This window comes from Actinomyces bowdenii (assembly GCF_017592395.1).
In the GTDB taxonomy this organism is placed as follows: domain Bacteria; phylum Actinomycetota; class Actinomycetes; order Actinomycetales; family Actinomycetaceae; genus Actinomyces; species Actinomyces bowdenii.
Genome location: NZ_JAGFOU010000003.1, coordinates 27153 through 52220, shown reverse-complemented (window position 1 = coordinate 52220; position 25068 = coordinate 27153). Strand labels below are relative to the sequence as shown.

Annotated in this window: 16 protein-coding genes; 5 read left to right on the top strand and 11 right to left on the bottom strand. The window is 72.0% G+C overall.

Annotated elements, in window-relative coordinates:
• Positions 1-53: 53 nt before the first annotated feature.
• The gene (locus J5X07_RS02060) at positions 54-1376 is read right to left on the bottom strand and encodes a UDP-glucose dehydrogenase family protein (protein ID WP_124933282.1); all 1323 of its coding nucleotides are present in this window, start codon (positions 1374-1376) and stop codon (positions 54-56) included.
• A 385-nt stretch (positions 1377-1761) separates the two neighbouring features.
• Here J5X07_RS02060 and J5X07_RS02055 point away from each other — a divergent pair, with 385 nt between their 5' ends.
• The gene (locus J5X07_RS02055) at positions 1762-2529 is read left to right on the top strand and encodes an ATP-grasp fold amidoligase family protein (RefSeq protein ID WP_243896326.1); all 768 of its coding nucleotides are present in this window, start codon (positions 1762-1764) and stop codon (positions 2527-2529) included.
• A 204-nt stretch (positions 2530-2733) separates the two neighbouring features.
• On the top strand, positions 2734-4041 hold the full coding sequence (locus J5X07_RS02050; protein ID WP_208478500.1) for a tyrosine-protein kinase domain-containing protein: 1308 nt from the start codon (positions 2734-2736) through the stop codon (positions 4039-4041).
• Between the two features lie 193 nt (positions 4042-4234).
• Here the strand turns inward: J5X07_RS02050 and ileS are convergent, their stop codons facing one another.
• The 3 genes from ileS to J5X07_RS02035 form a co-directional block, all read right to left on the bottom strand.
• Positions 4235-7576 carry an isoleucine--tRNA ligase gene (gene ileS / locus J5X07_RS02045; RefSeq protein WP_124933279.1) on the bottom strand — a complete coding sequence of 1114 codons (3342 nt, stop codon included), beginning with the start codon at positions 7574-7576 and terminating at the stop codon, positions 4235-4237.
• 517 nt (positions 7577-8093) lie between these two features.
• On the bottom strand, positions 8094-8858 hold the full coding sequence (locus J5X07_RS02040; RefSeq protein ID WP_124933278.1) for an SDR family NAD(P)-dependent oxidoreductase: 765 nt from the start codon (positions 8856-8858) through the stop codon (positions 8094-8096).
• Between the two features lie 74 nt (positions 8859-8932).
• Entirely contained in the window at positions 8933-10012 is a 1080-nt protein-coding gene (locus tag J5X07_RS02035) for an ornithine cyclodeaminase (protein WP_124933277.1), read from the bottom strand.
• Positions 10013-10208: 196 nt separating this feature from the next.
• On the opposite strand from J5X07_RS02035, the gene J5X07_RS02030 reads away from it, so the two are divergent.
• From J5X07_RS02030 to proC, 3 genes are all read left to right on the top strand, one after another.
• Positions 10209-10649, top strand: a complete 441-nt coding sequence (locus J5X07_RS02030) for an Lrp/AsnC family transcriptional regulator (RefSeq protein WP_124933276.1) — start codon at positions 10209-10211, stop codon at positions 10647-10649.
• A gap of 152 nt (positions 10650-10801) precedes the next feature.
• Positions 10802-12151 (top strand): Na+/H+ antiporter family protein, encoded by a 1350-nt coding sequence (locus J5X07_RS02025; protein WP_208478499.1) that lies wholly within the window; start codon positions 10802-10804, stop codon positions 12149-12151.
• A 1199-nt stretch (positions 12152-13350) separates the two neighbouring features.
• Positions 13351-14178 carry a pyrroline-5-carboxylate reductase gene (gene proC, locus J5X07_RS02020; protein WP_208478559.1) on the top strand — a complete coding sequence of 276 codons (828 nt, stop codon included), beginning with the start codon at positions 13351-13353 and terminating at the stop codon, positions 14176-14178.
• Between the two features lie 74 nt (positions 14179-14252).
• Here the strand turns inward: proC and J5X07_RS02015 are convergent, their stop codons facing one another.
• From J5X07_RS02015 to J5X07_RS01985, 7 genes are all read right to left on the bottom strand, one after another.
• Complete coding sequence (locus J5X07_RS02015) at positions 14253-16007, bottom strand: ABC transporter ATP-binding protein (RefSeq protein ID WP_481736481.1); 1755 nt, start codon at positions 16005-16007, stop codon at positions 14253-14255.
• A complete protein-coding gene (locus tag J5X07_RS02010) occupies positions 16007-17839 on the bottom strand; it encodes an ABC transporter ATP-binding protein (RefSeq protein ID WP_424924073.1) in 1833 nt (610 codons plus the stop codon). Before J5X07_RS02010 ends, J5X07_RS02015 begins: the two co-directional genes overlap by 1 nt.
• A 148-nt stretch (positions 17840-17987) precedes the next feature.
• A complete protein-coding gene (locus J5X07_RS02005) occupies positions 17988-20429 on the bottom strand; it encodes an ATP-binding cassette domain-containing protein (protein WP_341769374.1) in 2442 nt (813 codons plus the stop codon).
• A complete protein-coding gene (locus J5X07_RS02000; protein ID WP_208478498.1) occupies positions 20422-21048 on the bottom strand; it encodes an ECF transporter S component in 627 nt (208 codons plus the stop codon). The genes J5X07_RS02005 and J5X07_RS02000 overlap by 8 nt, the downstream gene beginning before the upstream one ends.
• Before the next feature lie 474 nt (positions 21049-21522).
• Complete coding sequence (locus J5X07_RS01995) at positions 21523-23040, bottom strand: proteasome accessory factor PafA2 family protein (protein WP_208478497.1); 1518 nt, start codon at positions 23038-23040, stop codon at positions 21523-21525.
• Entirely contained in the window at positions 23037-23225 is a 189-nt protein-coding gene (locus tag J5X07_RS01990) for a ubiquitin-like protein Pup (RefSeq protein ID WP_124933273.1), read from the bottom strand. The genes J5X07_RS01995 and J5X07_RS01990 overlap by 4 nt, the downstream gene beginning before the upstream one ends.
• Complete coding sequence (locus tag J5X07_RS01985) at positions 23218-25065, bottom strand: proteasome accessory factor PafA2 family protein (RefSeq protein ID WP_243896325.1); 1848 nt, start codon at positions 25063-25065, stop codon at positions 23218-23220. The genes J5X07_RS01990 and J5X07_RS01985 overlap by 8 nt, the downstream gene beginning before the upstream one ends.
• Positions 25066-25068: the final 3 nt, after the last annotated feature.

The window sequence follows — 25068 nt, the reverse complement described above, 5'->3', positions numbered from 1 at the left end:
GACGGCGGTCAGCGGGGCGCCGCCGGGGCCGCCCTGGTCCGCGGGACCGGCCCTCAGCGCCGTCCGATGCCCGTGTAGGCCCAGCCGGCGGCCTTCCACGCCTCGGCGTCCAGGCAGTTGCGCCCATCGATGACCCGGGGCTCGCGCACCAGTGAGGCCGCCCATCGCGGGTCGAGGTCGCGGTACTGGCCCCACTCGGTGGCGATGATGACGAGGTCGGCGCCGGCCAGGGCCTCCTCCACGGTCCGCCCGACCTCGAAGGGCAGGCCCTGGCGGGCCGCGAGGATCGGGCCCGCGGCCGGGTCGTGGATGACGATCCTGCCCACGCTCCCGGCCATCTCCTGGGCCAGGTCCAGGGCCGGGGAGTTGCGCATGTCGTCGCTGTCGGGCTTGAAGGCTGCGCCCAGGATGGTCACGGCGGCCCGGCCCGCGCTCCCGCCCAGGTGCGACCGGGCCTGCGCCAGGACGCTGGCGCGCATGGCCTCGTTGATCCGATCGACCTCGGCCAGGAAGCCCAGGGCGTGCCCGACGCCCAGCTCCGAGGCGCAGGCCTGGAAGGCCCGGATGTCCTTGGGCAGGCAGCCGCCGCCGAAGCCGAGCCCTGCGCGCAGGAAGCGGCGGCCGATGCGCTCGTCCATCCCGATGGCCTCGGCCAGACGGGCCACATCGGCCCCTGCGGCATCGCAGATCAGCGCCATCGCGTTGATGAAGGAGATCTTCGTGGCCAGGAAGGCGTTGGCGCTGGTCTTGACCAGCTCCGCGGTGGCGTAGTCCATGAGCAGGCGCGGTGCTCCGGCGGCGATGATCGAGGAGTAGACCTCGTCGAGGACCCGCGTGGCCGCGTCGGCCAGGTCCGGCTGCGCGGGCAGGCCGTAGACCATCCGGTCGGGGTGGAGGGTGTCCTTGACGGCGAAGCCCTCGCGCAGGAACTCCGGGTTCCACACCAGTGCCGCTCCCCTGGGCCCGATGAGCCCCGCCAGCCGGGCGGCTGTGCCCACCGGCACGGTCGACTTGCCGACGACGACCTCGGTGCCGGCGGTGCAGTGGCCCAGGTGGGGGAGCATGGAGGTGATCGCGGAGTCGACATAGCTCATGTCCGCCGCACCGGAGTCCGACTGGGGCGTGCCCACAGCGAGGAAGTGGACCTGTGCGCCCCTGATCTCGGCAACGTCCTGGGAGAAGGACAGGTTCCCGGCCGCGACGTTGCGCGCCAGCAGATCCTCCAGCGCCGGCTCGAAGAATGGGGCGCGCCCCTGCGCCAGGAGTCCCACCCTCCGCGCGTCGACATCGATGCCGACCACCTGGTGGCCGAGCTCTGCCATGGAGGCGGCATGAACCGCGCCGAGGTACCCACAACCGATCACTGAGATGCGCATGCGATGAACTATGCACGCAGACCGTGAATATGTCCAGGAACTGGCAGGAGCATGGGGCGCCCGGGAACTGTAGGATTCCTCCGAGGTCCCTATGGCGCCATTGGCCGCTCCTGCTAGAACGGGCACGAGGCTGATGGGATTATCACAGATCTGGCGAGGCGATCCAGTGACAACCCTTGCGGGAGTGATTATAGTCGCGATTATGATCGTAGGCAGCGCCGTGAAGATGGCCCGTTCAATCTTCCCCGACCCTGTGCAGAACTGGTTGAAGCACGCCGTGTACTGCCGCAATTGCCATCTGGATCCCTCCAGGTACCGTGCGGAGCTGAGCCGTTGGTGCTGGCTGCTCGGGTCCGGGCGCTGCGATCTGGCGCAGCCGCGCACGATGATCGACAAGATCAACTGGATGAAACTGTACGACTCCACGCCGCTCAAGGGCAGGCTGGCGGATAAGTACCTCGTGCGCGAGTGGGTCGCCCAGCGGATCGGCCGGGAGTACCTGGTCCCCCTGCTGGGGGTCTGGGACTGCCCGGGGCAGATCGACTTCTATGCGCTGCCCGACCAGTTCGTCCTCAAGGTGACCCACGGCTCCGGCTGGAACATCATCGTCCCGGACAGGAGCAGGCTCGACATCGCCGATGCGCGCCGCCGACTGGCGGAGTGGCTGACGCGGCGCCAGGCGATGAAGGGCGGCTTCGAGATGCACTACGAGTACTGCCGGCCCAGGATCGTGTGCGAGCAGTACCTGCAGGACGGGACCGGAGGGCTGCGGGACTACAAGTTCATGGTCTTCGACGGCGTCGTGCAGTTCGCCTTCACCGTGGACCGGCTCCCCGGAGGCACCTTCCGGGGGACCTACCTGCCGGACTGGACCAGGGCGCCCTTCGAGTACACCTGCCAGGCCAAGCGCGCCCAGGACGTCCCCGCCCCCCGGCGGCTCGAGGAGATGCTCGCCATATCCCAGGAGCTGGGAAGGGGGTTCGCCTGCGTTCGAGTGGACCTGTACGAGGTCGGCGGCCGCGTCCTTTTCGGGGAGATGACCTTCACCGATGCCGACGGCCTGGCCGAGTTCCTCCCCCCATCCTATGACCGGGAGTTCGGCGACAGGATCGTCCTTCCTGATAAGAAGCCGTTCAAGGGCATCATGCTCTGAGGATTCCCACAAGACCGATGGCACGAGTTATTCCCTCCCCCTCAATGACGGGTGCGCGCCCGGGGCCATTGCCGCTCTCAGGACGTCGGGGTCATCATGCGTGTTAGTCTCACTCCCGTGATAGCAGCTGGTGGATGCCCTGGCGCCCACCAGCGGTGTACCTGATTTCCTTCCCGTATATGCATCTTGGCTGGTGACCCACCTATGACACTTGAGGGACTCCTCGACCTCACGCGCCGGAGCCTGCGCATTCTGGCGCTCATCACCGTCAGCTGCGCGCTGGTGTCAGTGGCAGCCGCCCTGCTCTCACCCGTGACCTATACGGCCTCAGCCGTCGCCTATCTACGGATCAATGTCCTTCAGGACCCTCCGCAGGACCCGGACTCCCACTACGCGGCCACCCAGATGGCCTCCCGGAAGATCGAGGCGATCATTCCCGTCTTCACCTCCGAGGCGGTCGGCCAGCGGGTGGCCGACTCCCTGTCCCTGGACGCCTCGGCCTCTCAGACCGCCAGGTCCCTGAGCGCCGAGCACACCCCTGACACGGTGACGGTGAGGGTCTCGGCAACGGCCTCCAGCGCCGATGAGGCCCAGCGCATCGCCGATGAGGCGGTGCTCCAGGCGGCGGCCGAGGTTGAGGAGCTGGAGGGGGAGGGCTCGCCGGTGGAGATCGTCCTCATGACCCCCGCCCGGCTCCCGGCCATCACCCGCGCCCCCCACCTGCCGACCTACCTGGGTCTCGGCCTGCTCGCCGGCCTCGTCCTGGGCTACAGCTGGATCCTGCTGCGCGCGGCCCTCGACAAGAGCCTGCGGGCGGCCCAGGACGTTCGTGCAGCGGTCGCGGCCCCGCTCCTGGCGGTCATCCCGCCGTCGGCCTCGATGCGCCGCCATGGCGGCGCCCACCTCGCAGACCCCACGGAACCGCGGATCGAGGAGCAGGTGCGCAGGCTGCGGACCGGCCTGCGCTCGGCGCAGGCCGGCCCTCGGGCCCTGGTGGTCACCTCGCCCGGCGGTGGCCAGGGCGCCTCAAGCCTCGCCCTCAGCCTGGCCCGCCTCACGGCGATGTCGGGCGAGCGGGTCATCCTCATCGACGCCGACCTGCGCACCCCCGCCCTGGGCGGCCGCGCCGGCCTGGAGCCCGACCATCCCGGGCTCTGCCAGCTGCTGACCGGCGGCGCGCGCCTGGAGGAGGCGCTGGTGCGCACCCGTGTGCCCGGACTGGCCCTCATCCCGGCCGGCGGGACGCCCTCGAACCCCTCCGAGCTCCTCGGATCGGCGGCGATGGCCGAGCTGCTGGAGCGTCTGAGCGCCGACCACCTCCTCATCATCGATGCGCCCCCGGCCCTGCCCTTCACCGATGCCGCCGTCCTGTCCCGCCACTCCAACGGCACCCTGGTGGTCATCGGGGCCGGATCGGCCACCGCAGAGGATGTGGCCGAGACCACGATCGCCGTCGAGCAGGCGGGAGGCAGCGTCCTCGGGGTGGTGCTCAACGGGGCCGCCTCAGGTTGATGGCGGCTGCGCGGGCCCGCCCCGCACGGGGATGCCTGCCGACGCGAAGGGAGGCCTTGATGCCCCGCCGCGGGCCTCTCGACTGCGGCTGATGGCGCACCGGGCGCGGGCCGCTGCCCCGCCCAGGCCGTGGGCGGGGCCGCCCAGGCCGTGGGCGGGGCGCCGGGAGGCTCAGCCGAAGCTCAGCCGAGGCTCAGCCCTCGGCCTCCACCCTGGTGACCCTCACCGCGGGCCCGCTCAGGCCCGGCTCGGCGACCACGGAGGCCTGGGCGCAGCCCACCTCGCCCTTGATGAAGTCGATGTGGGCTCCGGTCCAGGCGTCCTTGTCGGCCGGGACCCGCAGCTCCATGCGAATGCGGTCGCCCACGTGCAGCCCGGCGGCCTTGCGCTCGTCCTGGACCAGGCGCACCAGGTCGCGGGCCCAGCCCTCGGCCTCCAGGGCCTCGTCCAGGGCCGTGTCCAGGATGACGAAGGCGCCCGAGGGCAGCATCGTGGCCGCCAGGGCATCATCGTCGACCTCGATGCGGCTGGTCACGGTGAAGGCCGACTCCTCGGCCTCCAGGACCACCGGCACGCCGTCGAGCAGGACCCCCTCGAAGCGCACATCCCCGTCCTCGGTCAGCTCCCACTCCCCGGCCTTGACGGCGGCGAAGAGCCTGGAGGTGAGCTTGCGGACCTCGGGGCTGAAGGCGCGCGGGTTGAGGGCCAGATCCGTGGAGGCCTCGTAGCCGGCCGACTGCGCGTCCAGGACGCGCACCTCCTTGACATTGACCTCCTCGGCCACCAGCTCCTTGAAGGGCGCCAGGCCCGCGGGGTCGGCGGTGGCGATGGTCAGGGAGCGCAGCGGCTGGCGCACCCGCAGCTTCTCGGCCTTGCGCAGTCCCAGGGCCGCCGAGACCGCGGCGCGCGCCTCGTCCATCGCCGCCACCAGGGGGGCGTTGGAGACGTGGGCGGGCAGCACCGGCCAGTCGGCCAGGTGCACCGAGCGCCCACCGGTCAGGCCCCGCCAGATCTCCTCGGAGGCCAGCGGCGCCAGGGGCGCCATGACCTCGGTCAGGACCCGCAGCACCGTGTGGAGCGTGTCGAAGGCGGGGGTCTCGCCCTCGGTGAAGCGCTGGCGCGAGGTGCGCAGGTACCAGTTGGTCAGCACATCCATGAAGTCGCGGATCGTGGCGCAGGCCCCGGTGATGTCGTAGGAGTCCATCTGGGCGCCCACGGTCTCGGCCAGGTCCCGGGTGCGGGCCAGGATGTAGCGGTCCATGACATGCAGCCCGCCGCGGTTGGCGAACAGGGAGGGGTCCTGGAGGTCCACGCCCCGGGAGACATAGCCCTCCTGCCCCACCTCCCCGGCGTAGAGGGCGAAGAAGTACCAGGTGTTCCACAGGGGCAGCATCACCTGGCGCACCGTGTCGCGGATGGCCTTGTCGGTGACCACCAGGTTGCCCCCGCGCATCACCGGCGCCGAGAGCAGGAACCAGCGCATGGCATCGGCCCCGTCGCGGTCGAAGACCATGGAGACGTCCGGGTAGTTGCGCAGGGACTTGCTCATCTTGGCCCCGTCATTGCCCAGGAGGATCCCGTGGGAGACGCAGGAGGTGAAGGCGGGCCGGTCGAACAGGGCCGTGGCCAGGACGTGGAGGGTGTAGAACCAGCCGCGGGTCTGGCCGATGTACTCCACGATGAAGTCCCCCGGGTTGTGGGACTCGAACCACTCCACATTCTCGAAGGGGTAGTGGACCTGGGCGAAGGGCATGGCCCCCGACTCGAACCAGCAGTCCAGCACATCGGGGATGCGGCGCATCATCGAGCGGCCCGTGGGGTCATCGGGGTTGGGGCGCACGAGGGTGTCGATGAAGGGCCGGTGCAGGTCGGTGACCTCCACCCCGAAGTCGCGCTCGAGCTCGGCGTAGGAGCCGTAGACATCGGTGCGCGGGTAGTCCGGGTTGTCGGAGACCCACACGGGGATGGGCGCGCCCCAGAAGCGGTTGCGGGAGATCGACCAGTCGCGCGCCCCGGCCAGCCACTTGCCGAAGATGCCGTCCTTGATGTGCCCGGGGAACCAGTCGATCTCCTGATTGAGCTCGACCATGCGGTCGCGGATCGCGGTGACCCGCACGAACCAGGAGGACACGGCCTTGTAGATGAGCGGCTTGCGGCAGCGCCAGCAGTGCGGGTAGGAGTGGACGTAGGAGGCCTGGCGCACCAGGACGGCGCGCTGCTCCTCGCTGCGGCGGGCCAGGGGCCCGGTGGCGTCGCGCAGGTCGGCCACGATCGGCTTGTTGGCCTCGAAGACCTGGAGCCCGGCGTAGTCGGGGACCTCGGGGGTGAAGCAGCCCCCGTCGTCCACGGGCACGACCGTCTCGATCCCGGCCTGGGTGCAGGCGATCATGTCGTCCTCGCCGAAGGCCGAGGCCATGTGGACCAGGCCCGTGCCGTCGGAGGTGGTCACGAAGTCGGCGGCGATGATCGTCCAGGCCCGGGGCCCGGGGGCGGCGCCCTCGGCCCGGTGCTCCTCGTCGTCGAAGTAGTCGAAGATCGGGTGGTAGCGCAGGCCCACCAGCTCGGCGCCGGTGCGGGTCTCGAGAACCTGGGGCGCCTCCCCCAGCTCGCGGGCGTAGGAGCCCAGCAGGTCCTTGGCGATGATGACCTCCTGGCCCGCCACCGGGGAGTCCAGCTCCTCATCGACGTGGACGGTGGCGTACTCGACCTCGGGACCCACGGCCACGGCGAGGTTGGAGGGAAGGGTCCAGGGCGTGGTGGTCCAGATGAGGAGAAGCTCGGGGCGCCGGGCCCCCTGGCGCAGGGGCGCCTCCAGGCGCAGGCCCACCGTGACGGTGTTGTCCTGGCGGTCCTGGTAGACGTCGTCGTCCATCTTCAGCTCGTGGTTGGACAGCGGCGTGCGGTCGTTCCAGCAGTAGGGCAGCACCCGGTAGCCCTGGTAGGCCAGGCCCTTGTCCCACAGCTGCTTGAAGGCCCACAGGACGGACTCCATGTATGAGGGGTCCAGGGTCTTGTAGTCGTTGTCGAAGTCCACCCAGCGGGCCTGGCGGGTGACGTAGTCCTCCCACTCCTTGGTGTAGCGCAGCACCGAGGAGCGGCACTCGGCGTTGAACCTCTCGATGCCCATCCCGCCGGGGCGGGTGATCTCGGAGATGTCATCGATGCCCAGCAGGCGCTGGGCCTCCAGCTCGGCGGGCAGGCCGTGGGTGTCCCAGCCGAAGCGGCGCTCGACCCGCTTGCCGCGCATGGTCTGGTAGCGGCCCACGGCGTCCTTGACGTAGCCGGTCAGGAGGTGGCCGTAATGGGGCAGGCCGTTGGCGAAGGGCGGGCCGTCGTAGAAGACGAACTCGTCGCAGGGCTCATTGCGGCCATCGATGGAGGCCTGGAAGGTGCCGTCGGCCTTCCAGTAGGCCAGGACCTCCTCCTCGATGGCGGGGAAGGACGGCGAGGGCTCCACCCGCTCGCCGGGGCGGTGCAGGGGGTAGAAGGCGGCGCCGCTGTGCTCGGCGCGCTGCTCGGTGGTCTGCTCAGCCATCTGGTGTGCCTCGTCTCGCTCGTTCCTGCTCGCCCCTGGCGGGTGCCGGGGCCGGACGAGGACGACGACGTCGCACCGGCGGGCCCGGGGCCCGCGGGGTGCACCGCGCCGCGGTACCACCTCGCTTGCCGCCGCCCTGCCCGTGAGCGGGGCGCGACCGCTTCATTGCCAGCTGTCACGGGCTGTCCCGTCCGGTTCTACTGGGGGCCGACGGCGCTGGCGCCAGCAGCCCTGTTCTTCCGGAGGCTCACCGGTGATGGCCGGGTCAATGCCTTGTGCCGGGGATTGTAGTGGTGCGCCGCTGGCGCCACCAGCCGATGGGCCCCACCGTGGGAGTTGTCCTGCCCACATCACACCAGTGCCCGGGCCCGGCCGGCACCTGCCCTCCCCGGGAGCTCCCCGCCCGGGCCCGCCGCGGTTTCTCCCTTCAAGACGCGGATTGCCAGTGGTGGAGAGGGCCGATCTGCGTCTTGAAGGGCAGAAGCGCGCCCCGCGCTCGGCGGGCAGAGCCAGCGGATCAGGAGTCCCGGGCGATGAGCGTGTTGGAGGCCTGGGCGCGGGGGCGCACGATCATGGAGTCGATGTTGACGTGGGCGGGCCGCTCCAGGGCCCAGGCGATGCACTCGGCCACGTCCTGGGCGCTCAGCGGCTCGGCCACACCCGCATAGACCCGTTGGGCGGCCCGGGCGTCGCCGTGGAAGCGGTTGAGGGAGAACTCCTCGGTGGCCACCATGCCCGGGGCGATCTCGATGACGCGCACGGGCTCGCCCACCAGCTCCAGGCGCAGGGTGCGGGCGATGATGCGCTCGGCGTGCTTGGCGGCCACATACCCCGCCCCGCCGGGGTAGGTGTCGTGGGCCGCCGTGGAGGTGAGGAACACCAGATCTCCCCCGCGGCTGCGCATCGGGGGCAGGAATGCCTGGCTGACGCGCAGCGCCGCCAGGACGTTGCGCTCGTACATGGTGGCCCACTCCTGGATGTCGCCCTCGGCCACGGGGTCGGCGCCCAGGGCCCCTCCGGCGTTGTTGACCACCGCGTCCACCGGGCCCTCGGCCAGCGCCTCGCGGGCGAGGCGCTCGACGTCATCGGCCTCCTGCAGGTCGGCAGCCACCCATTCGCAGCCGGTCTCCCGGGCCAGGGCCTCCAGGCGCTCGGCGCGCCGCGCGGTGGCCACCACCTGCCAGCCGTGGGAGCGCAGGAGGCGGACGGTGGCCGCGCCGATGCCGGTGGAGGCACCGGTGACCACGGCGCGACGGGTGCTCGAGGATGCGACTTGGCTCATGGGTCGACGCTATCACCCGCCCACCGCCCGCAGTCACGAGCAGCGGCTCCTCAGGCGCCTGGCCCGTAACGCCCTCAGGCCGAGCGGATCAGCTCCACGGCGCCCTCGGCCGGCCGGCGCCCGTGCAGGGAGGAGCCGCTGCTCAGCATGCCGAAGAGGTCCTTGGGGTCGGCCGGGTCGGCCAGCAGGTCGATCCCGGTGAAGAAGCGCTCGCCGCCGGGGGCCGTCAGGCAGCGGTCGAGGTAGGTCAGGGCGGAGAAGTCCTCCACGGCGAAGCCGACGGAGTCGAAGATCGTCGTCTGGTCCTGGCTGACGCGCCCGGGCCGCGCCCCGGTGACGACCTCCCACAGCTCGGTGACCGGGTAGTCGGCGGGCTTGGCCTGGATCTCGCCCTCGATCCGGGTCTGGGGGGTGTACTCCACGAAGACCGGTCCCATGTCCAGGATGGCGGGGTCGAGCTCGGTCTTGCCCGGGCAGTCCCCTCCGATGGCGTTGATGTGCGCGCCCTCGCGCACATCCTCGCGGCGCAGGACGGTGGCGTTGCGCTTGTCCGCGGTGCAGGTGGTGATGATGTCGGCGCCGGCCACGGCCCGGGCGGCGCTGGGAGCGATGCTCACCTCGATGCCCAGGGGAGCCAGGTTGGAGGCGAGCTTCTCACTGGCGGCGCGGTCGACGTCGAAGACGCGGACCTGCTCGATGGGGCGCACCGCCATGGCGGCCAGCACCTGGAACTCGGACTGCGAGCCGGCGCCGATCATCCCCAGGCACCCGGCATCGGCGGGGGCCAGCAGGCGGGTGGCCATGCCCGAGGCGGCGGCGGTGCGCAGGGCGGTCAGGAGGGTCATCTCGGTCAGCAGCCTGGGATAGCCGTTGTCGACGTCGGAGAGCACGCCGAGGGCGACGACGGTCTGGTAGCCGCGGGACGGGTTGGAGGGGTGGCCGTTGACGTACTTGACGCTGTAGGTGCGCCCGTCCGAGGTGGGCATGAGCTCGATGACGCCGAGCTCGGAGTGGGAGGGCATGCGGGGAGTGAGCTCGAAGGAGTGCCAGCGGGCGAAGTCCAGCTCCATGGCGTCGATCATGCCGGAGATGATGGCCCGGGGGCCGGTGTGCTCGATCCACCGGACCATATGGGGGACATCGACGAAACGCATGGCTGCCTCCTGAAGCGATCTCGGCCCGCGCAGGCCATCATTGGTGCGGACGCGCGAATTCCAGGGCCCAAGGGCCCAAGGGCCCAGATTCACCCTTTCAAGGTATGCCGTGGGCGTGCACGCTCTCAAGAGACATGCTGCGCATTTTGCATAAGAGTTCATGACAGTCAGCATGCAGATCGTGCACAATGTGCCCATGTCCCCCGCAGATGTGCTTGATGATCTGGACCGCGGGCTCATCGCGGCCCTGCGCAAGAACGCCCGTAAACCGGTGGCCGAGCTGGCACGGGACCTCGGCACCACCCGGGCCACGGTCACCAAGCGCATCGAGCGCCTGGAGGCCCGAGGCATCATCCAGGGCTTCACCATCATCGTGGCCCACGATGCCGACGACTCCGCCATCCGGGCCATCTGCCACCTGGCGATCGAGGGCCACAACACCGATGCAGCCATCGTGGCGCTGCGCGGGCTGCCCGCCATCACGGGCCTGCACGCCACCAACGGCGAGTGGGACCTCATCGCCGAGATCACGGTGGCCACCCTGGCCGAGGTCGACCACGTCCTGTCCCGGATCCGCGCCCTGGAAGGGGTCTACCGCTCCGAGACCTCCCTGCTGCTGCGCAGCGTGCTGGTCTGAGGGCCGCGCGGGGACAGGGCCGGGACGGGGCCGGAGGCGTCGGCGCCGCGCGGGAGGCGGGACGCCTTGACGATCCTCGCGGGCGGGCATCTAAGGTTGTCGCGCCCACCCCGGCTCCTCCCGAGCCTCCCCCAGTGGAAGAAGGCACACCGATGAACGCCGTTCTCCTCGCCGTCCTGGTCATGCTCATCCTGGCGACCCTGCGCGTGCACGTGGTCCTGTCCCTGTTCGTGGGCGCGCTCGTGGGCGGGATGAGCGCCGGCCTGGGCATCGAGGCCACCATGGTCGCCTTCCAGGAGGGGCTGGCCAACGGCGCCAAGATCGCCCTGTCCTACGCGCTGCTGGGGGCCTTCGCCATGGCCGTGGCCCACTCCGGCCTGCCCCAGCTGCTGGCCAACCGGCTCATCTCCCGCCTGGACGCCGGGGATGCCAGCGCCTCGGCGAGGGTCATGCGCACCACCACATGGACGCTGCTGGGCGGCATCCTCGCCATGGCGGTCATGAGCCAGAACCTCATCCCGGTCCACATCGCCTTCATCCCCCTGGTCGTCCCGCCCCTGCTGGTGGTCATGAGCCGCCTGGGGCTGGACCGCCGAGCAGTGGCCTGTGCCATCACCTTCGGCCTGGTCACGACCTACATGTTCCTGCCCCTGGGCTTCGGGCGGGTCTTCCTGCACGACATCCTCTACGCCAACATCGAGAGCGCAGGCATGGACGTCTCACGGGTCCCGGTCCTGGGCGCCATGTGGCTGCCGGCCCTGGGCATGGTGGTCGGGCTGCTCATCGCCCTGCTGGTGACCTACCGGCGCCCCCGGGACTACGACGTCGATGCCAGGATCGATACGACCGCCCCCGCGCGGATCGATCCGCGTAGGATCGCCGTGGCGCTGGTGGCCGTGGTGGCCTGCTTCGCCATCCAGACCGCTCTGACGGTCCTGGACTCGAAGGCCGACCCGCTGCTCATCGGCACCCTGGCTGGCCTGCTCCTGTTCATGGCCACCCGCGTGGTGGGCTGGCGGGAGGCCGACGACGTCTTCACCGGCGGCATGCGCATGATGGCCCTCATCGGCCTGATCATGATCACCGCCCAGGGCTTCGCCCAGGTGCTCCAGACCACCGGCCAGATCCCGTCCCTGGTGGAGTCCGCCGCCGGGCTCTTCTCCGGCAACCGGGCGGCCGCGGCCATCATCATGCTGCTGGTGGGGCTGGTCATCACCATGGGCATCGGCTCGTCCTTCTCCACCCTGCCGATCATCTCGGCGATCTACGTGCCCCTGTGCATGGCCCTGGGCTTCTCGCCCACGGCAACGGTGGCCCTCATCGGCACGGCCGGGGCGCTGGGCGACGCCGGCTCGCCGGCCTCGGACTCCACGCTCGGCCCCACGGCTGGCCTCAACGCCGATGGCCAGCACGACCACATGCGCGACTCGGTCATCCCGACCTTCCTGCACTTCAACATCCCCCTGCTCCTGGCCGGCTGGGGCGCCGCCATGGTGCTCTAGTCCTACCTCCTCGGGAGGCTGCGATCGGGGTGGGTGGGCTCCTGGCGCCCTTCCTGGTTCGGGGTGGTCCGGGGTGTGGGGCCCTTGCGCTGGACGGCCTGGGGACGCCGGCCTGCCCGGCGCGCCTGCTGGGCATGCCCGCCCAGCCCCCGCCCGGCGCGCCGGGTCCTCCGGCCGCTGGGCCCGACGGCTGGGTGATGAGCCCCGGGCGGCGCACCCAACCGCCTCTCATGTCCCACAAGCCGGGCCATCGGCTGGACCCGGGGATGCCGGCTGTTGCACCTTTTAACGGCGCGCTGACAACCGGGCCACCAACTGGGCCCAAGGGCGCTGGAGCAGACCCTGGTAGCACCCCCGGAAGCCCTCACCCCCGCCCCCCGCATCCACTGCCTCGCATCCATACTGGCCAGGGCCCGCACACCTGAGACACCCGGGGACGGATCGCACCGAAAGCCCTCCAGGAGCACCGCCCCTGGGGACCTGTTGCGGCCCCCGGCCTGACGGCGTCAGCCTTGCCCGGGCAGGCCGCCAGCACCATCAGGGCAGGCAGGACCCGGGTGGTGCACCAAGAGGAACAAGGGGCCCCGGGAGACCCACCTACTCCCGGAGGGCTGCTGCGGCTCACCTTGGACGTCACTTCGCGACAAGCGCGATACTTCGCGACGGAGGCGACACCTACAGGTATCGCCTCCGTCGCGAAACGACGCCCAACCAAGCCCCACCACCGCCCAGACCGGAGCCAGCCCCAGGATCGACGTGATCGCGAAGGCCGGCCCGGCAACCACCGACTGAAGATGTGCAACAAGCACAGAACTGCACATCTTCACCACCCGACCTCCCCCCAGTAACAGCCACCGACCAGGGCCCTTCACCACCGATCCAGACAGCCCCGTACTCCAAGCCCCTGCGGGTGAGGCGAGCCCCCGACCGCCCCCTCCGGAGGCCCCCACCCACCCGCCCACCCCATTCACAACATCACGGGGAAGGACACCTCACTAGCGGCGCTTCCCCGAGCCGCCTTCCCCCCAGGCGCCCAGCACGGCACCAGCCGACCCTCCTCAGGATGGGGCTGGCAGTGGGCCGCGGCTCCTTGGGGCCCCACCTCGTGACCATCGCACTGGCAGCGACCGGGTAGATTGACCGGGGCGGGCAGCACGGCGCTGCCGCGGCCCAGTGCTTGAGGAGGAGACATGCCGGGACTGCGCATCGGGTTCATCGGAGCGGGCTCGATGGTGGGGGCCATCGTCCGGGGGGCCGCCGCTGCCGGGAGGGACACCTCCGGCTTCCTGCTGACCAGCGCCGGCGGGGCCAGCGCACGAGCCCTGGCCCAGGAGATCGGCGCAGCCCCCTGCCAGTCCAATGACGAGCTCGTGGCCAGTGCGGACATGGTGGTCCTAGGGGTCAAGCCCCATGCGGTCCCCGGTGTCCTGGACGAGCTGGCCACCCCCCTGGCCGAGCACTCCCCCCTGGTGGTCTCCCTGGCCGCGGGCCTGTCCCTGGCCCGGTTGGAGGGGCTCGCCCCCGCCGGCACCCGGATCGTGAGGGCCATGCCGAATATCGCCGCCGGCGTCGGGCAGTCCATGACGGCGCTGGCCCCCGGCGCCCCGGTGAGCGCGCAGGACCTGGAGGCGGTCGAGGACCTCATGGGCGCGGTGGGGCGCACGGTGGTCCTGGCGGACAAGGACTTCCCCGTCTTCGTGGGCCTGGCGGGCTCCTCCCCCGCCTTCGTTCTGACCTTCATCGACGCCCTGGCGCGGGCCGGCGTGCTGGGGGGCATCCCCCGGGCCCAGGCGGTGGAGATCGTCACCCAGGCGGTGCTGGGCACGGCCCGGCTCCTCCAGGCCGAGGCCGATTCCGAGGCCGCCCAGGGCCGCCCCCGCACGCCCGCCGATCTCATCGATGCCGTCTGCTCGCCGGGTGGCACGACGGTGGCCGGGGTGGTGGCCCTGCAGCGGGCCGGATTCTCCGACGCCGTCGTGCGCGCCTTCGAGGCGACCGTGGCCCGCGACCGCGAGCTGGGCGCCTGAGGCCCTGCCCATCCCGGCCCAGCCGAACTCGGCGGAGGATGCTGGGCTCGGCGCGAGGAGGCGAAGGCGCAGGGTCAGGGGCGGGTCAGGCGCCAACGGGAGGAGGCCGTCGAAGCCTCGATGAAGTCGCGGAAGGGGCCCTCCACCTGTGCCAGCGCCTCGGGCCCGCCTCGCTGAGCGACCCTGGCGCCGCGCGGTGTGGGCTGAAGGAAGACGATCTGGTCAGCCTGGCGGATGGTGGAGAGGCGATGGGCCACCACGATGACGGTCCGCCCGCGGGAGAGCTCGCGCACCACCTCGGTGATCGCCGCCTCGTTCTCCCCATCCAGGGCAGAGGTGATCTCATCGAGCAGGAGGATCGGCGCGTCCTTGATGAAGGCCCGGGCGATGGCCACACGCTGGCGCTCACCCCCGGAAAGGCTCAGTCCCCCCGGTCCCACCCGCGTCTGCCATCCGTTGGGCAGGGCCTCGATGACACGGTCCAGGCGAGCACGGCGGGCCGCCTCCTCCAGCTCCGCGTCGGTGGCCCCGGGCCGAGCGATGCGCAGGTTCTCGGCGATGGTGGTGTCGAACAGGTAGACCTCCTGGAAGACCATGGAGGTCATGGCCATGATCTGCGCGGCGGGCAGGCGGCACACGTCGACCCCTCCCATGCTGACGCTGCCCTGGTCCGCATCCCAGAAGCGGGCGGCCAGGCGCAGGATCGTGGATTTCCCTGCGCCCGAGGGACCCACCAGGGCGGTCACGCGCCCCTGTGGGGCGCTCAGGCTCACTCCATCCAGGACCTGCTGCCCCTCCTCATAGGCGAAGGACACCCCGTCCAGGGCGATGGCCGTTCCCCGGGGCCGCTCGACCTCCTGCGGCTCGGGGTCGGGCAGGGGCTGCGCGTCGAGGATCTCGCGGACGGAGCGCAGCGCCACCCTGGCGTTGTCGTACTCGACGGCGTACAGGGCCGCTGTCGTCAGGGGCATGAGCATGCGCGCGGTGACGGCCATGATGGCCAGGTAGGCCACGGCGTCGAGCTCGTGGCCGCTGACCAGGGACAGTCCCACGGCCATCACCAGGGCGAAGGCGAGGTTGACGGTCAGGGTGAAGCCCTGGGCGGGCCGGCCCTTGAGGCGCAGCCCCTCCAGGGTGGCGCGGGAGTCGGCCTCCAGGGCCTGGAGCGCCGGCCCCCACCCCTCCTCGGTGCGGCCCGAGGCGCGCAGGACGGGCTGGAGGCGGGCGTACTCCACCAGCCTCCCCGCAGCCTGGGCGGAGGCGGCGTCCTCCAGCTCGTTGGCGCGGGTGATGGTCTGGGACATGCGCCGCCACACCAGCACCAGGGGGCCGACGGACAGGGCCATGATGAGTGCCAGGGGCCATTCGACGACAGCGGTGGCCACCAGCATGACCAGGGGCACGATGAAGGCGTTGCACAGGTTGGGCACGACCATGGAGGCCAAGTGGGACAGGGTGTTGACCTCCTTGGAGGTCGCGTTGACCACCTCCGCCTGCCGCTGGGCGTTGAACCAGCCCAGCGGCAGTCTCAGCACGTGATTGGCGACATGGTCCACCATGGTGTCGCAGATCTCGAAGACGCTGACCCTGTAGGAGAGGTTCATGGCGATCGTGCTGGTGATGAAGGCCGCCGCCCCCAGCGCCATGACGGCCGCCAGCCAGAGGCCCACCGAGGGCGAGTGCCTGTAGAGGGCCCGCAGGAAGGGGATCATGAGGGCCAGGGCTGTGCCCTGCAGGAGGGCGGAGGCCACGAACCAGGCGGTGATCCTCCGCATCTCACGCATGTTGACCACGCCCTCCATGAGGGCTCGCATGCTCGACCGCTTCATCATGCCTCCTCGCCTCCTGCCTGCGGGTGCCCCCTGCTCGCCCCGCCACTGGCCTGGCCGCTCGGCGGATCCGTGCCCGGCTCCCCTGCGGGCTCCCCTCCCAGCGGCTCGTTCTGACTGCGCCACATCGAGGCGTACAGCCCCTGGGCCGTCATCAGCTCATCGTGAGTACCGCGCTCGACGACGGCACCGGAGTCGATGACCAGGATCTGATCGGCGTCGCGGATGGTGGACAGGCGGTGGGCGATGATGATGACGGTGCGGCCGGCAGCCAGAGCGGACAGCGCCTGGTGGATGTCGCGCTCGGCGGCGGGGTCGGCCTGCGCCGTTGCCTCATCGAGCAGGACGATGGGGGCGTCCTGCAGGTAGGCGCGAGCGATGGTCACGCGCTGTTGCTCGCCCCCGGACAGGACTCCTCCCTCCTGGCCCAGGATGGTGTCGTAGCCGTGGGGCAGGCGCATGATGCGCTCGTGGATGCAGGCGGCCCTGGCAGCGGCCTCCACCTGGTCGCGCGTGGCCCCGGGCCGGCCCAGGGCGATGTTGTCATGGACCGAGTCGTGGCTCAGGGCCACGTCCTGCAGGACGATGGCCACACGGGAGAGCAGCCAGGGGAAGCCGGCCTCGCGCACATCCACGCCGCTGATCCGCACCGCGCCCTCATCGACGTCGTAGAAGCGCATGATGAGGCGGGCCAGGGTGGACTTGCCTCCCCCCGAGGGCCCCACCAGGGCGGTGACGGTCCCGGGCCGGGCCACTAGGGACACGTCCCGCAGCACAGGGCTGCCCGGCTCGTAGCCGAAGGTGACGCCCTCGACCTCCACCCGCCCCGGGGCGGGCCCCTCCCCCTCGATGTGCCCGCCCTGGGGCATGGGGTCCTGGGATAGCAGCTCGGCAGTGGACTGGGCGGCCATGCGGGACTCGTAGAGGTGCTGCATCAGCCCCACCAGGATGAGCAGTCCGGAGGGCAGCCCTGGCGCCAGCAGGAAGAAGGGCAGTGTGGCTGACAGCGGCATCCATCCCTCAGAGGTGAAGAGCACCGCCAGTGGTGCCACGCAGGCGAAGACGGTGGAGGGGCGCAGCAGGGCGCTCATGAGGCTCAGGGCCCGCCCCGACCCTGCCACCCACTGGTAGGACAGTCGCGAGAACTCGGTGCGGGCGGCGCTGAAGCGCGTGCGGGTGGTGTCTGTGGCCTGGAAGCTCTTGATCTCCTTGATGCCCTCGAGCATCTCGACGGTGGCCGCGGCCAGACCGGTCTGGGCCTGCCCGAACCCCTCGGTGATGTCGCCCATGCCGCGCATGGAGGCCGCGACACCCGCCGCCGACAGCCCCCAGAGCGCCGCCAGGGCCAGGGCCAGGCGCCAATCCACCCACAGCAGGTAGCCCAGGCCCGCGGCAGTCCCGACGACGGCATTGGTCACGTCACCGGGGACGTGGGCCACCAGGGTGTGGATGGCGGAGGTGTCGTCGCACACCATCTTGCGGACCGCGCCGCGGGGGATCCTCTCCACACGGCCCAACGGCAGGCTGCCAAGGGTGCGCACCAGCCGCTGGCGCAGGGAGCGGCGCAGCCGGGCCTCGGCCAGGTGGGTGATCCCCAGGCCCACCCCGTAGAGGATCTGGGAGGCCAGGAGGCTGAGGCAGGCGATAGCCGCCCAGGCCCAGGGCCGGGCCGCCCAGCCGCTGGCGCGGCTCTCCCCCAGCCAGATGGAGGCCATGGCATGCAGGGCGATGTAGGGCACGGTGGACAGCACCGCGCTGAGCGCGGTCAGGGCACCGGAGAGGATCATCGGGCCGCGCGCGGGCCTGACCAGATCGGAAACGGTCACAGTCACGAGTTCTCCTCCGGCCTCTCCCGGTCCCACCTGCTGCGGCCCGCTGATGGCGGGCAACTGCCGGGACCCGGCGCACCGGGCCGTCCATCACCCATCCCGCGAGGGCGGTCACCGACCGGCCCATCGACGGCGCCGTGCCCGCCACTGCTCATAGCCCTGCCCCCCGCGCCACTGCCAGGAGCGCCCAGGTGCCGCCCACCACCAGCCAGTCGCGCAGGCGCCAGGTCTCCTGGACCATCTCAGTGCGGTGGCGGTGGGCGCCGAAGGCACGCGAATCCATGGACAGGGACACGCGCTCGGCGTGCTGGATCGCCAGGATCATCAGGGGCACGATGGAGCCGGCCCAGCGCACCAGGGGCGCCAGCGGCCCCCAGCGCCGGCCCACCCCTCGCAAGGCGCGGGCGGTGCGCAGCAGGCCGAAGTCCTCGTGGAAGCGGGTGATGAAGGCGACGGCTGCGGTGCCGGCAGCGCCCAGCCGGTAGGGCATGTGGAGGGTCCCGGTCAGGGCGCGGATGAGGGCCTCGGGCGCGGTGGCGATGCCGCAGACCAGGGCGATGCCCACCAGCGCCCCGATCCCGGTGCCAGTCGCGCTGGCCGAGCCCAGGTCGATCACCCGCTCGTTGGAGGCCATGGCATTGGTCCGCGAGAACAGCCATACCAGGAGGGCGCTGAGCGCCCAGGGACAGACCAGGGCCGCCAGGGCACGGCGCCGCTCGGCCCGGGCCCCGACGATGAGCAGGCTGGTGGCTGCCAGGACGGAGAGGTTGAAGCCGGTGCTCCTGAGCGCCAGGACGAGGCCCATGGCGGGCAGGAGCGCGATGAGGGGCGTCAGGGGGTTGAGCCCGGTGAGCAGGCCGCGGCGCCCGCTGGGGCGCGGTCCCGGGTCCGGGGCGGGCCCTCGCGCGGCACCGGTGCCACCTGTGCTCGTCATGGCCCCGGAGCGGAGGGGCAGGGCCACGATGCCGGTGCAGTGCTCCATGGCGAGCTCGAGGTCGTGAGTGGCCATGATGACGGTGCGGCCCTGGGAGCGCAGGTGCGCGATGAAGGCCATGAGCTCGCGCGTGCAGACCCAGTCCTGGCCGTAGGTGGGCTCGTCCAGAACGATCACCTCGCGCTCCTCACTGATCATAGTGGCCACGGACAGGCGCCGGGCCTGGCCCCCGGAGAGCGTCATGGGGTGCTGGTCGCGGTGCCCGGCGAGGTGGAACTGCTCCATGAGCTGGTCGACCCGCTGCGCCCCGGTGCCTCCCAGCGCGAGCTCCTTGCGCACGCTGGAGGTCACGAACTGGTGCTCGGGGTTCTGGAAGACGTATCCCACCGCGTGACGCCCGCGCCGCACTGGCATGCCGTGCACGGTCGCCCGCACCGAGTGTGAGGGGACCAGGCCGGCCAGGGCCGCGAGGAAGGAGGACTTGCCCGCCCCGTTGGGGCCGATGACGGCCACGAGCTCGCCGCCTCCCAGGCGCATGGACACTGGCGGGCACCGTCCCTCGACCTCCAGGCCGTCCAGATCCACCAGGGCCCGGCCCGGCGCCGGGATCTGGGCGACGGCGGTGGGCTCCTCCTGGCCCCTGGGCCCCTCATCGCCCTCGCGGGCTCCCCCCGCCAGGGCGTCGAGGCGGGCGACCCGCTCCCAGCCCCGCGGCCCGCGCCGGTGGTAGGTGACCTGATCGGGCTCGCAGAAGTGGTCGAGGCCCGGCATGGCGATGCCCGCCTCCTGGCAGGTCAGCGCTCTCGCGCCCGCATCCGGCGCCTGCGGGTCTGGGGCCCCCGGGCGCGCCTGGTCGGCGCATCGGCGGCTCTCGGGCTCGCGCAGGGCCCGGGGCATCCACACCCCGGCCTCCTGGAGCCGGTGGCGACGGGCCAGGAAGGTCTCCCGCGGCGGCCCCAGGGCGATGGTGCGGCCCTGGGCATCCAGCGCCAGGACCTGGTCGACCACCGGCAGGATGGGGTCGAGGTCGTGATCGATGACGACCACCCCGGTTCCCTGCCCCACCATGGCGGTGATGAGGGAGTAGAACTCCTGGCGGCCGTCGGGATCGATGGTGCTGGTGGGCTCATCGAGGATGAGCAGCTCGGGGCGCAGCGCCAGGGCGACGGCCAGGGCCAGGCGCTGGCGCTGGCCGCCCGAGAGGCGCCAGGGGCTGTCCCAGGCGCGCGCGCCCAGTCCCACCAGCGCCAGCGCCTTGCGCACGCGGCCGTCGATCTCCTGGCGCTCCAGGCAGAGGTTCTGCAGGGGGAAGGCGACGTCGTCGTAGACGGTGCGGGTGACGACCGCGGCATCCGGGTTCTGCCCCACGTAGCCGACGTGCTCGGACAGGAAGCCGATGCCGGCCTGGGCCATCTCAGTGCCGGCCAGGCGCAGGCTGCCGGCGTACTGGGAGGGCAGGCTATGGGGGATGAGCCCGCACAGGGCGCGCACCAGAGTGGTCTTGCCGCAGCCGGAGGGCCCGACGATGGCGGTGACCGTGCCGCTGAGGTGGTCCATGGTCACCCCGTCCAGGACCCACCTCCCGGTGCCCAGGTAGTGCACCGAGAGGGCCTCGGCCTGGACCAGGGCCTGCAGGGCGGGGGTGGAGGCGTCAGGCACGGTGATCGATGGCGACGCCCGCCTGGTGGAGCAGGCGGGTCAGCAGGATCGTCAGCCCGCCTCCGGCCAGGGCCGAGCCGACGGAGACCGCCAGCAGGAATGCCGAGGTCCCGACGCCACCAGAGGTTCCCAGCACCGTGATGTAGAGCAGCCCGTTGATGAGGCCGAAGCAGGCGGCGCCGATGAGGTAGGACCACCAGGCCCAGGCGCGGTAGAGCATGAGCGCCAGGGGGATCTCGATGAAGGCACCGCCCAGGAGGTTGCCGATGATGGCACTGGGGCCCGCCGGAGTGGTGAACACGGAGATGATGCCCATGATGAGGGCGGCGATCATGACCGCCCCGGGGCGGCGCACCACGGTGGCGGGCAGGAGGTAGGGCACCACCCACAGCCCCATGATGGAGCAGCCGATGAATAGGGTCCTGGGGTCGGCCACGGCGGCGGGTGCCAGGTAGTTCAGGGGGAGCAGGAGGATCATGCCCACCACTGCCAGGGCTGCGATGGTCATGAGGTTGCGGGTGCCCAGGGCGGAGTCCGCCGGGCCTCTTCGGGCCGATGAGTGCACCGTCCTGCCGTCGGCGGGTGCGGGCACCGCATCCGTGGGGTCCTGTGAGGGCATGAGCCTTCTTCCTCTCCTTGCACGTTCCGTGAGCAGCAGTGCTGATCGGACAAGATCCGCGACGACCATTATTGGTTAGGACAGCCTAAGCATATCCACCCTTCACCGGGGCCCACCAGGGGACCCGGGGCCCTTGCGGTCACCGCAGCACGACTGCAGGGTGCGCGCCGCAGACCATGACGGCAGTCAGACCACAGCAGGACCGGGGAGTCCCGCGCATGGGCGCAGCCGGCACCCCGGCCGGGGCCCGGGCGCCGACGGCCGCGGAGAGCGCATCCACAGCACATTTACTATTACCGATAATCATTATCGTCAAGTCTGCCGCACCCCTCCGCGGTCGGGCCACGGCCCAACCCGATGAGCGCACCCACCACGCCACCACCACTGCCGGACCTGGCGCGCGAGGAGGCGGGGCGCCCGCTGCTTTGGGAGCAGGGGGCCGCGGGGCCGGACCTGGCGCGCGAGGAGGCGGGCCTACCCCGGCGCTCCCAGGCCGCCTCGGCCCACCAGGTCGATCTGGCGCATCTGCTCGGGCCGCAGGGAGCGGACCTTCTCGATGAGGCTCTCGGCCTGGGGGTCCTGCGCCGTCAGGGGGTCGGGCAGATCCACCGGGGTGGTCGGCGGGGAGTCCAGGCGCAGGCCCTCCCAGGTCACGGAGAAGTCGGCGCCCTTGTCCAGGCAGGCCCGGATGAAGGCGCCCCGCAGCTGGGCGCGGGTGGCGGGGGGCGCCTGCTGGGCGCGCTCGCGCTCCCGGGGGGTGCACAGGCGGGCCATGGCGCCCTGGGCCTCCAAGCGCCCGGCCAGCCCCGTCTGCGGGTGCAGGTCGTGGTAGGCCAGGTCGATCCGCGAGCGCAGGGCCTCCAGGGCCTCGCCGCCCAGCCCGCCGTGGCGCTCGCGCTGGGCCCGCAGCAGGCGGCGCTTGATGGCCCAGTCGATCTCGGTCTCGATGCCGCTGGTCTCGCGGCGGCGCAGGGCGGTGATGACCCGCGGGGCCAGGTCGCTCAGGAGGTGCCCGGCGCCCTCCAGGGCGGCGGGCGGGTCGTGGCGCTGCACGAAGTCCAGGAGGCGCTCCAGGAAGGCCTCCTGGATGTCCACGGCGCTGAGGCGGCGCCCATCGAGGGTGCGGGCGGGGACCCGCCCCCAGGAGCTGGTGCCCAGGGAGGCCAGGGTCTCCAGGGGGTCGGCCAGGATGAGGTCGGAGAAGCCCTGCCCGGACTCCAGGGCGTCCAGGAGGGCCAGGGTCAGGGCGGAGCGCAGAGCGGTGGTGGGCTCGGCGATGGTGGTGTCGGCGCAGGTGACGTGGAGGCGGCGCAGGCGGGCGGGGTCGGCGTGGGGCTCATCCCGGGTGTTGATGAGGGCCCGCCGGCCCGTGGTGTCCGCCGAGGTCAGTGCCCGCAGATGGGGGGCACGCGGGGACAGCGCCCAGGACAGGTCCTCGTCCTGCCCATCGGCGCCCGCCGGGCCGGGCCGGCCGTCGGCGGCGGGGCCCGCCAGGGGGGTCCCCGAGCCCACCAGGAGGGGGCGCGTGGCCAGGAAGGAGGCCAGGACCGGCAGGACCGCCTCCTCATCGAGGTCGCGGGGCACGGAGTAGCTCTCGTGGCAGCCGTAGGTGTGGCCGGCGGAGTCGGTGTTGTTGGCCAGCAGGTGGAGGCGGGCGCTCAGGCCGCGGGCCCGCAGCTCCTCCTCGGCGCGGGCGGCCATGGCCGCCAGGATCGCCTTGCCCGCCTGGTCCTGGGCCACCAGGTCGCGCACGGCCAGGCACTCGGCGGTGGCGTACTCGGGGTGGGAGCCGACATCGAGGTAGAGGCGCCCGCCGTTGGGCAGGAAGAGGTTGTTGCTGCGGTAGCCCGCCGGCCGGTGGCGGAAGAGCAGGGCGGCGGCGGCCTCGACGTCGGGCGGCTCCGGCCCCTCCCCCCGGGCCCCACCGGTGGGCGCGCACAGGACGGCGAACTCGGTCTCCAGCCCGGTGACCCGGGGGCCAGGGGCGCTCACTGGCCGCCCTTCTGCACGAATCCGCGCACGAACTCCTGGGCGTCGACGGCCAGCACGTCGTCGATCATGTCCAGCACGGATTCCAGGCCCTGGCCGCGGGCGGGGCCGGCCGGGCCGGGCTCCGGGGCGTCGTCGGGGGCGGGGTCCTCATGGCGGATGCGGGAAGGCTGGGCGAACTCACTCATGCGGGGTCTCCTCTGGTGCGTTGTCTGGTGGGTCGTGCGGTGCGCGGCGGCCTGCGCCGCCGGGCCCGCCGTCATGCGCGATCGCGGCCGCCCCGCCCGGGGCCGGGGCCCCGGCGGTGGTGCCGCCGAGCGCATCGCAGTCCTCCCCGGTCAGGGCGGCCAGGACCTCGCGCGCATCGCGGGCCCCCTCGATGCGCTCCCCGACCTGGGCGCAGGTGAAGGCGAGCGGGTCGGTCAGGGGCAGGCGCCGGTGGTGCCGCTCACCGGTCTCCAGCACCATGGAGTGCCAGCCCGCGGCCACGACCTGCGCCTCGAGGGAGCCCACGAGACGGCCGCGCAGCCAGGCCCTGGTGGTGGCGGGAGGCTCGCCCAGGGCCGCGGCGATGCGCTCGGCCCCCAGCTGGGAGCGGGCCCGGGATCCGGCGGGGACGCGCTCGGCCAGGGGCCGCCCGAGCTCGGACCACGACAGGTCCACGGCGTGCAGGACGGCATGGCCGTGCTCACCGGGGTGGCGGGCGGCGGTGGCGGTGATGAGCTGCTCCTTGGCCACCCACTCCAGGTGCCCCGCGGCGCCGGCATCACCGTCGCGCCGGGCGCGCAGCGCTGTGAGGGAGGCCTCCCAGAAGGCCAGGATCGCCCCGGTCTCCCGGCCCTGGGCGTCCAGGCCGTCGGCCAGGGCGCCCAGGTCGGGGCTCAGGGGGTCGCCGGTGGGCCGGGGCGGCTCGATCCCGCGGCGCTCCAGATGGTCGCGGACCCGGTTGAGGTAGGCCTCCAGGATCTCCAGGGGGCTGATGCGCCCGCCGTCGGCCAGCTCCAGGGTTCCGGCCAGGGCGGTGTCGCGCGAGACGGCCCGGGCGCCGGCCACGGGATCGGCCAGCTCCAGGGCGCGCCAGGCCTCGGACGGGCCCCCGCCCAGGGCCTGGAGCACCAGGGAGGTCATGCCGAGCTTGAGCCAGGCGATGGTGTCGAAGGTGTTGGCGTCCCCGACGATGACGTGCAGGCGCCGCCACCTGGCGGGGTCGGCGTGGGGCTCGTCGCGGGTGTTGACCAGGGGCCGGTCCACGGTGGTGCCCAGGCCCACGACGCGCTCGATGTAGTCGGCGCGCTGGCAGATCTGGAACTCGGCGTTGTCGCTGATGACGCCGGTGCCCACACGGCCCGAGCCCACCAGGAGGGGGCGCGCCACGAGGTAGGGCACCAGGGCGGCCACCAGGTCCTCGAAGGCGATGGCGCGGGGCACGAGGTAGTTCTCGTGGGTTCCGTAGGTGGCGCCCTTGCCGTCGATGTTGTTCTTGAACAGGCGGGCCTGCGTGCCCCGGGATCGCAGCAGCGCGGCGGCGCGGGTGAGCAGCAGCTCCCCGGCGCGGTCGGCCAGGACGGCCTGGGCGGGGCCGGTGCACTCGGGGGTGGCGTACTCGGGGTGCCCGTGGTCGACGTAGAGGCGCCCGCCGTCGGGCAGGCAGGTGGCGGTGCCGCGCTGCCAGGCCTCCTCCTGGGCGGTCAGGCGCACGACGGCGCTGGTGCGGGTGCGCCCGGGCACGGGCCCCTCCACCGAGGCGCCGGTGTCGGTGAGCAGGGAGGGGTCGACGGCGGAGCGGTCGACCTCGAAGCCGCGGGCGTCGCGCAGCGGGTACTCCCCGGAGTAGTCCCAGCGCACGCCCTCGGCCCGGCCCTCGGCGCGCGCCGCCTCCAGGCAGGCGGTCACCACCTCCTCAGCGGTGGCGCCCAGGATGCCGTACTCGGTCTCCAATCCCATGACGCCCATGCCCGCCACGCCTCCCACGGCCCCGCCGGCCCGCTGCGCGCCCGCGCCCTCCACGTGCACCTGCTCCATCTCCATCGC

Coding starts and splice junctions, on each gene's coding strand:
- J5X07_RS02060 (WP_124933282.1), bottom strand. CDS start 1,376: ATGCGCATCTCAGTGATCGGTTGTGGGTACCTCGGCGCGGTTCATGCC.
- J5X07_RS02055 (WP_243896326.1), top strand. CDS start 1,762: ATGATCGACAAGATCAACTGGATGAAACTGTACGACTCCACGCCGCTC.
- J5X07_RS02050 (WP_208478500.1), top strand. CDS start 2,734: ATGACACTTGAGGGACTCCTCGACCTCACGCGCCGGAGCCTGCGCATT.
- ileS (WP_124933279.1), bottom strand. CDS start 7,576: ATGGCTGAGCAGACCACCGAGCAGCGCGCCGAGCACAGCGGCGCCGCC.
- J5X07_RS02040 (WP_124933278.1), bottom strand. CDS start 8,858: ATGAGCCAAGTCGCATCCTCGAGCACCCGTCGCGCCGTGGTCACCGGT.
- J5X07_RS02035 (WP_124933277.1), bottom strand. CDS start 10,012: ATGCGTTTCGTCGATGTCCCCCATATGGTCCGGTGGATCGAGCACACC.
- J5X07_RS02030 (WP_124933276.1), top strand. CDS start 10,209: ATGTCCCCCGCAGATGTGCTTGATGATCTGGACCGCGGGCTCATCGCG.
- J5X07_RS02025 (WP_208478499.1), top strand. CDS start 10,802: ATGAACGCCGTTCTCCTCGCCGTCCTGGTCATGCTCATCCTGGCGACC.
- J5X07_RS02015 (WP_481736481.1), bottom strand. CDS start 16,007: ATGAAGCGGTCGAGCATGCGAGCCCTCATGGAGGGCGTGGTCAACATG.
- J5X07_RS02000 (WP_208478498.1), bottom strand. CDS start 21,048: ATGCCCTCACAGGACCCCACGGATGCGGTGCCCGCACCCGCCGACGGC.
- J5X07_RS01990 (WP_124933273.1), bottom strand. CDS start 23,225: ATGAGTGAGTTCGCCCAGCCTTCCCGCATCCGCCATGAGGACCCCGCC.
- J5X07_RS01985 (WP_243896325.1), bottom strand. CDS start 25,065: ATGGAGATGGAGCAGGTGCACGTGGAGGGCGCGGGCGCGCAGCGGGCC.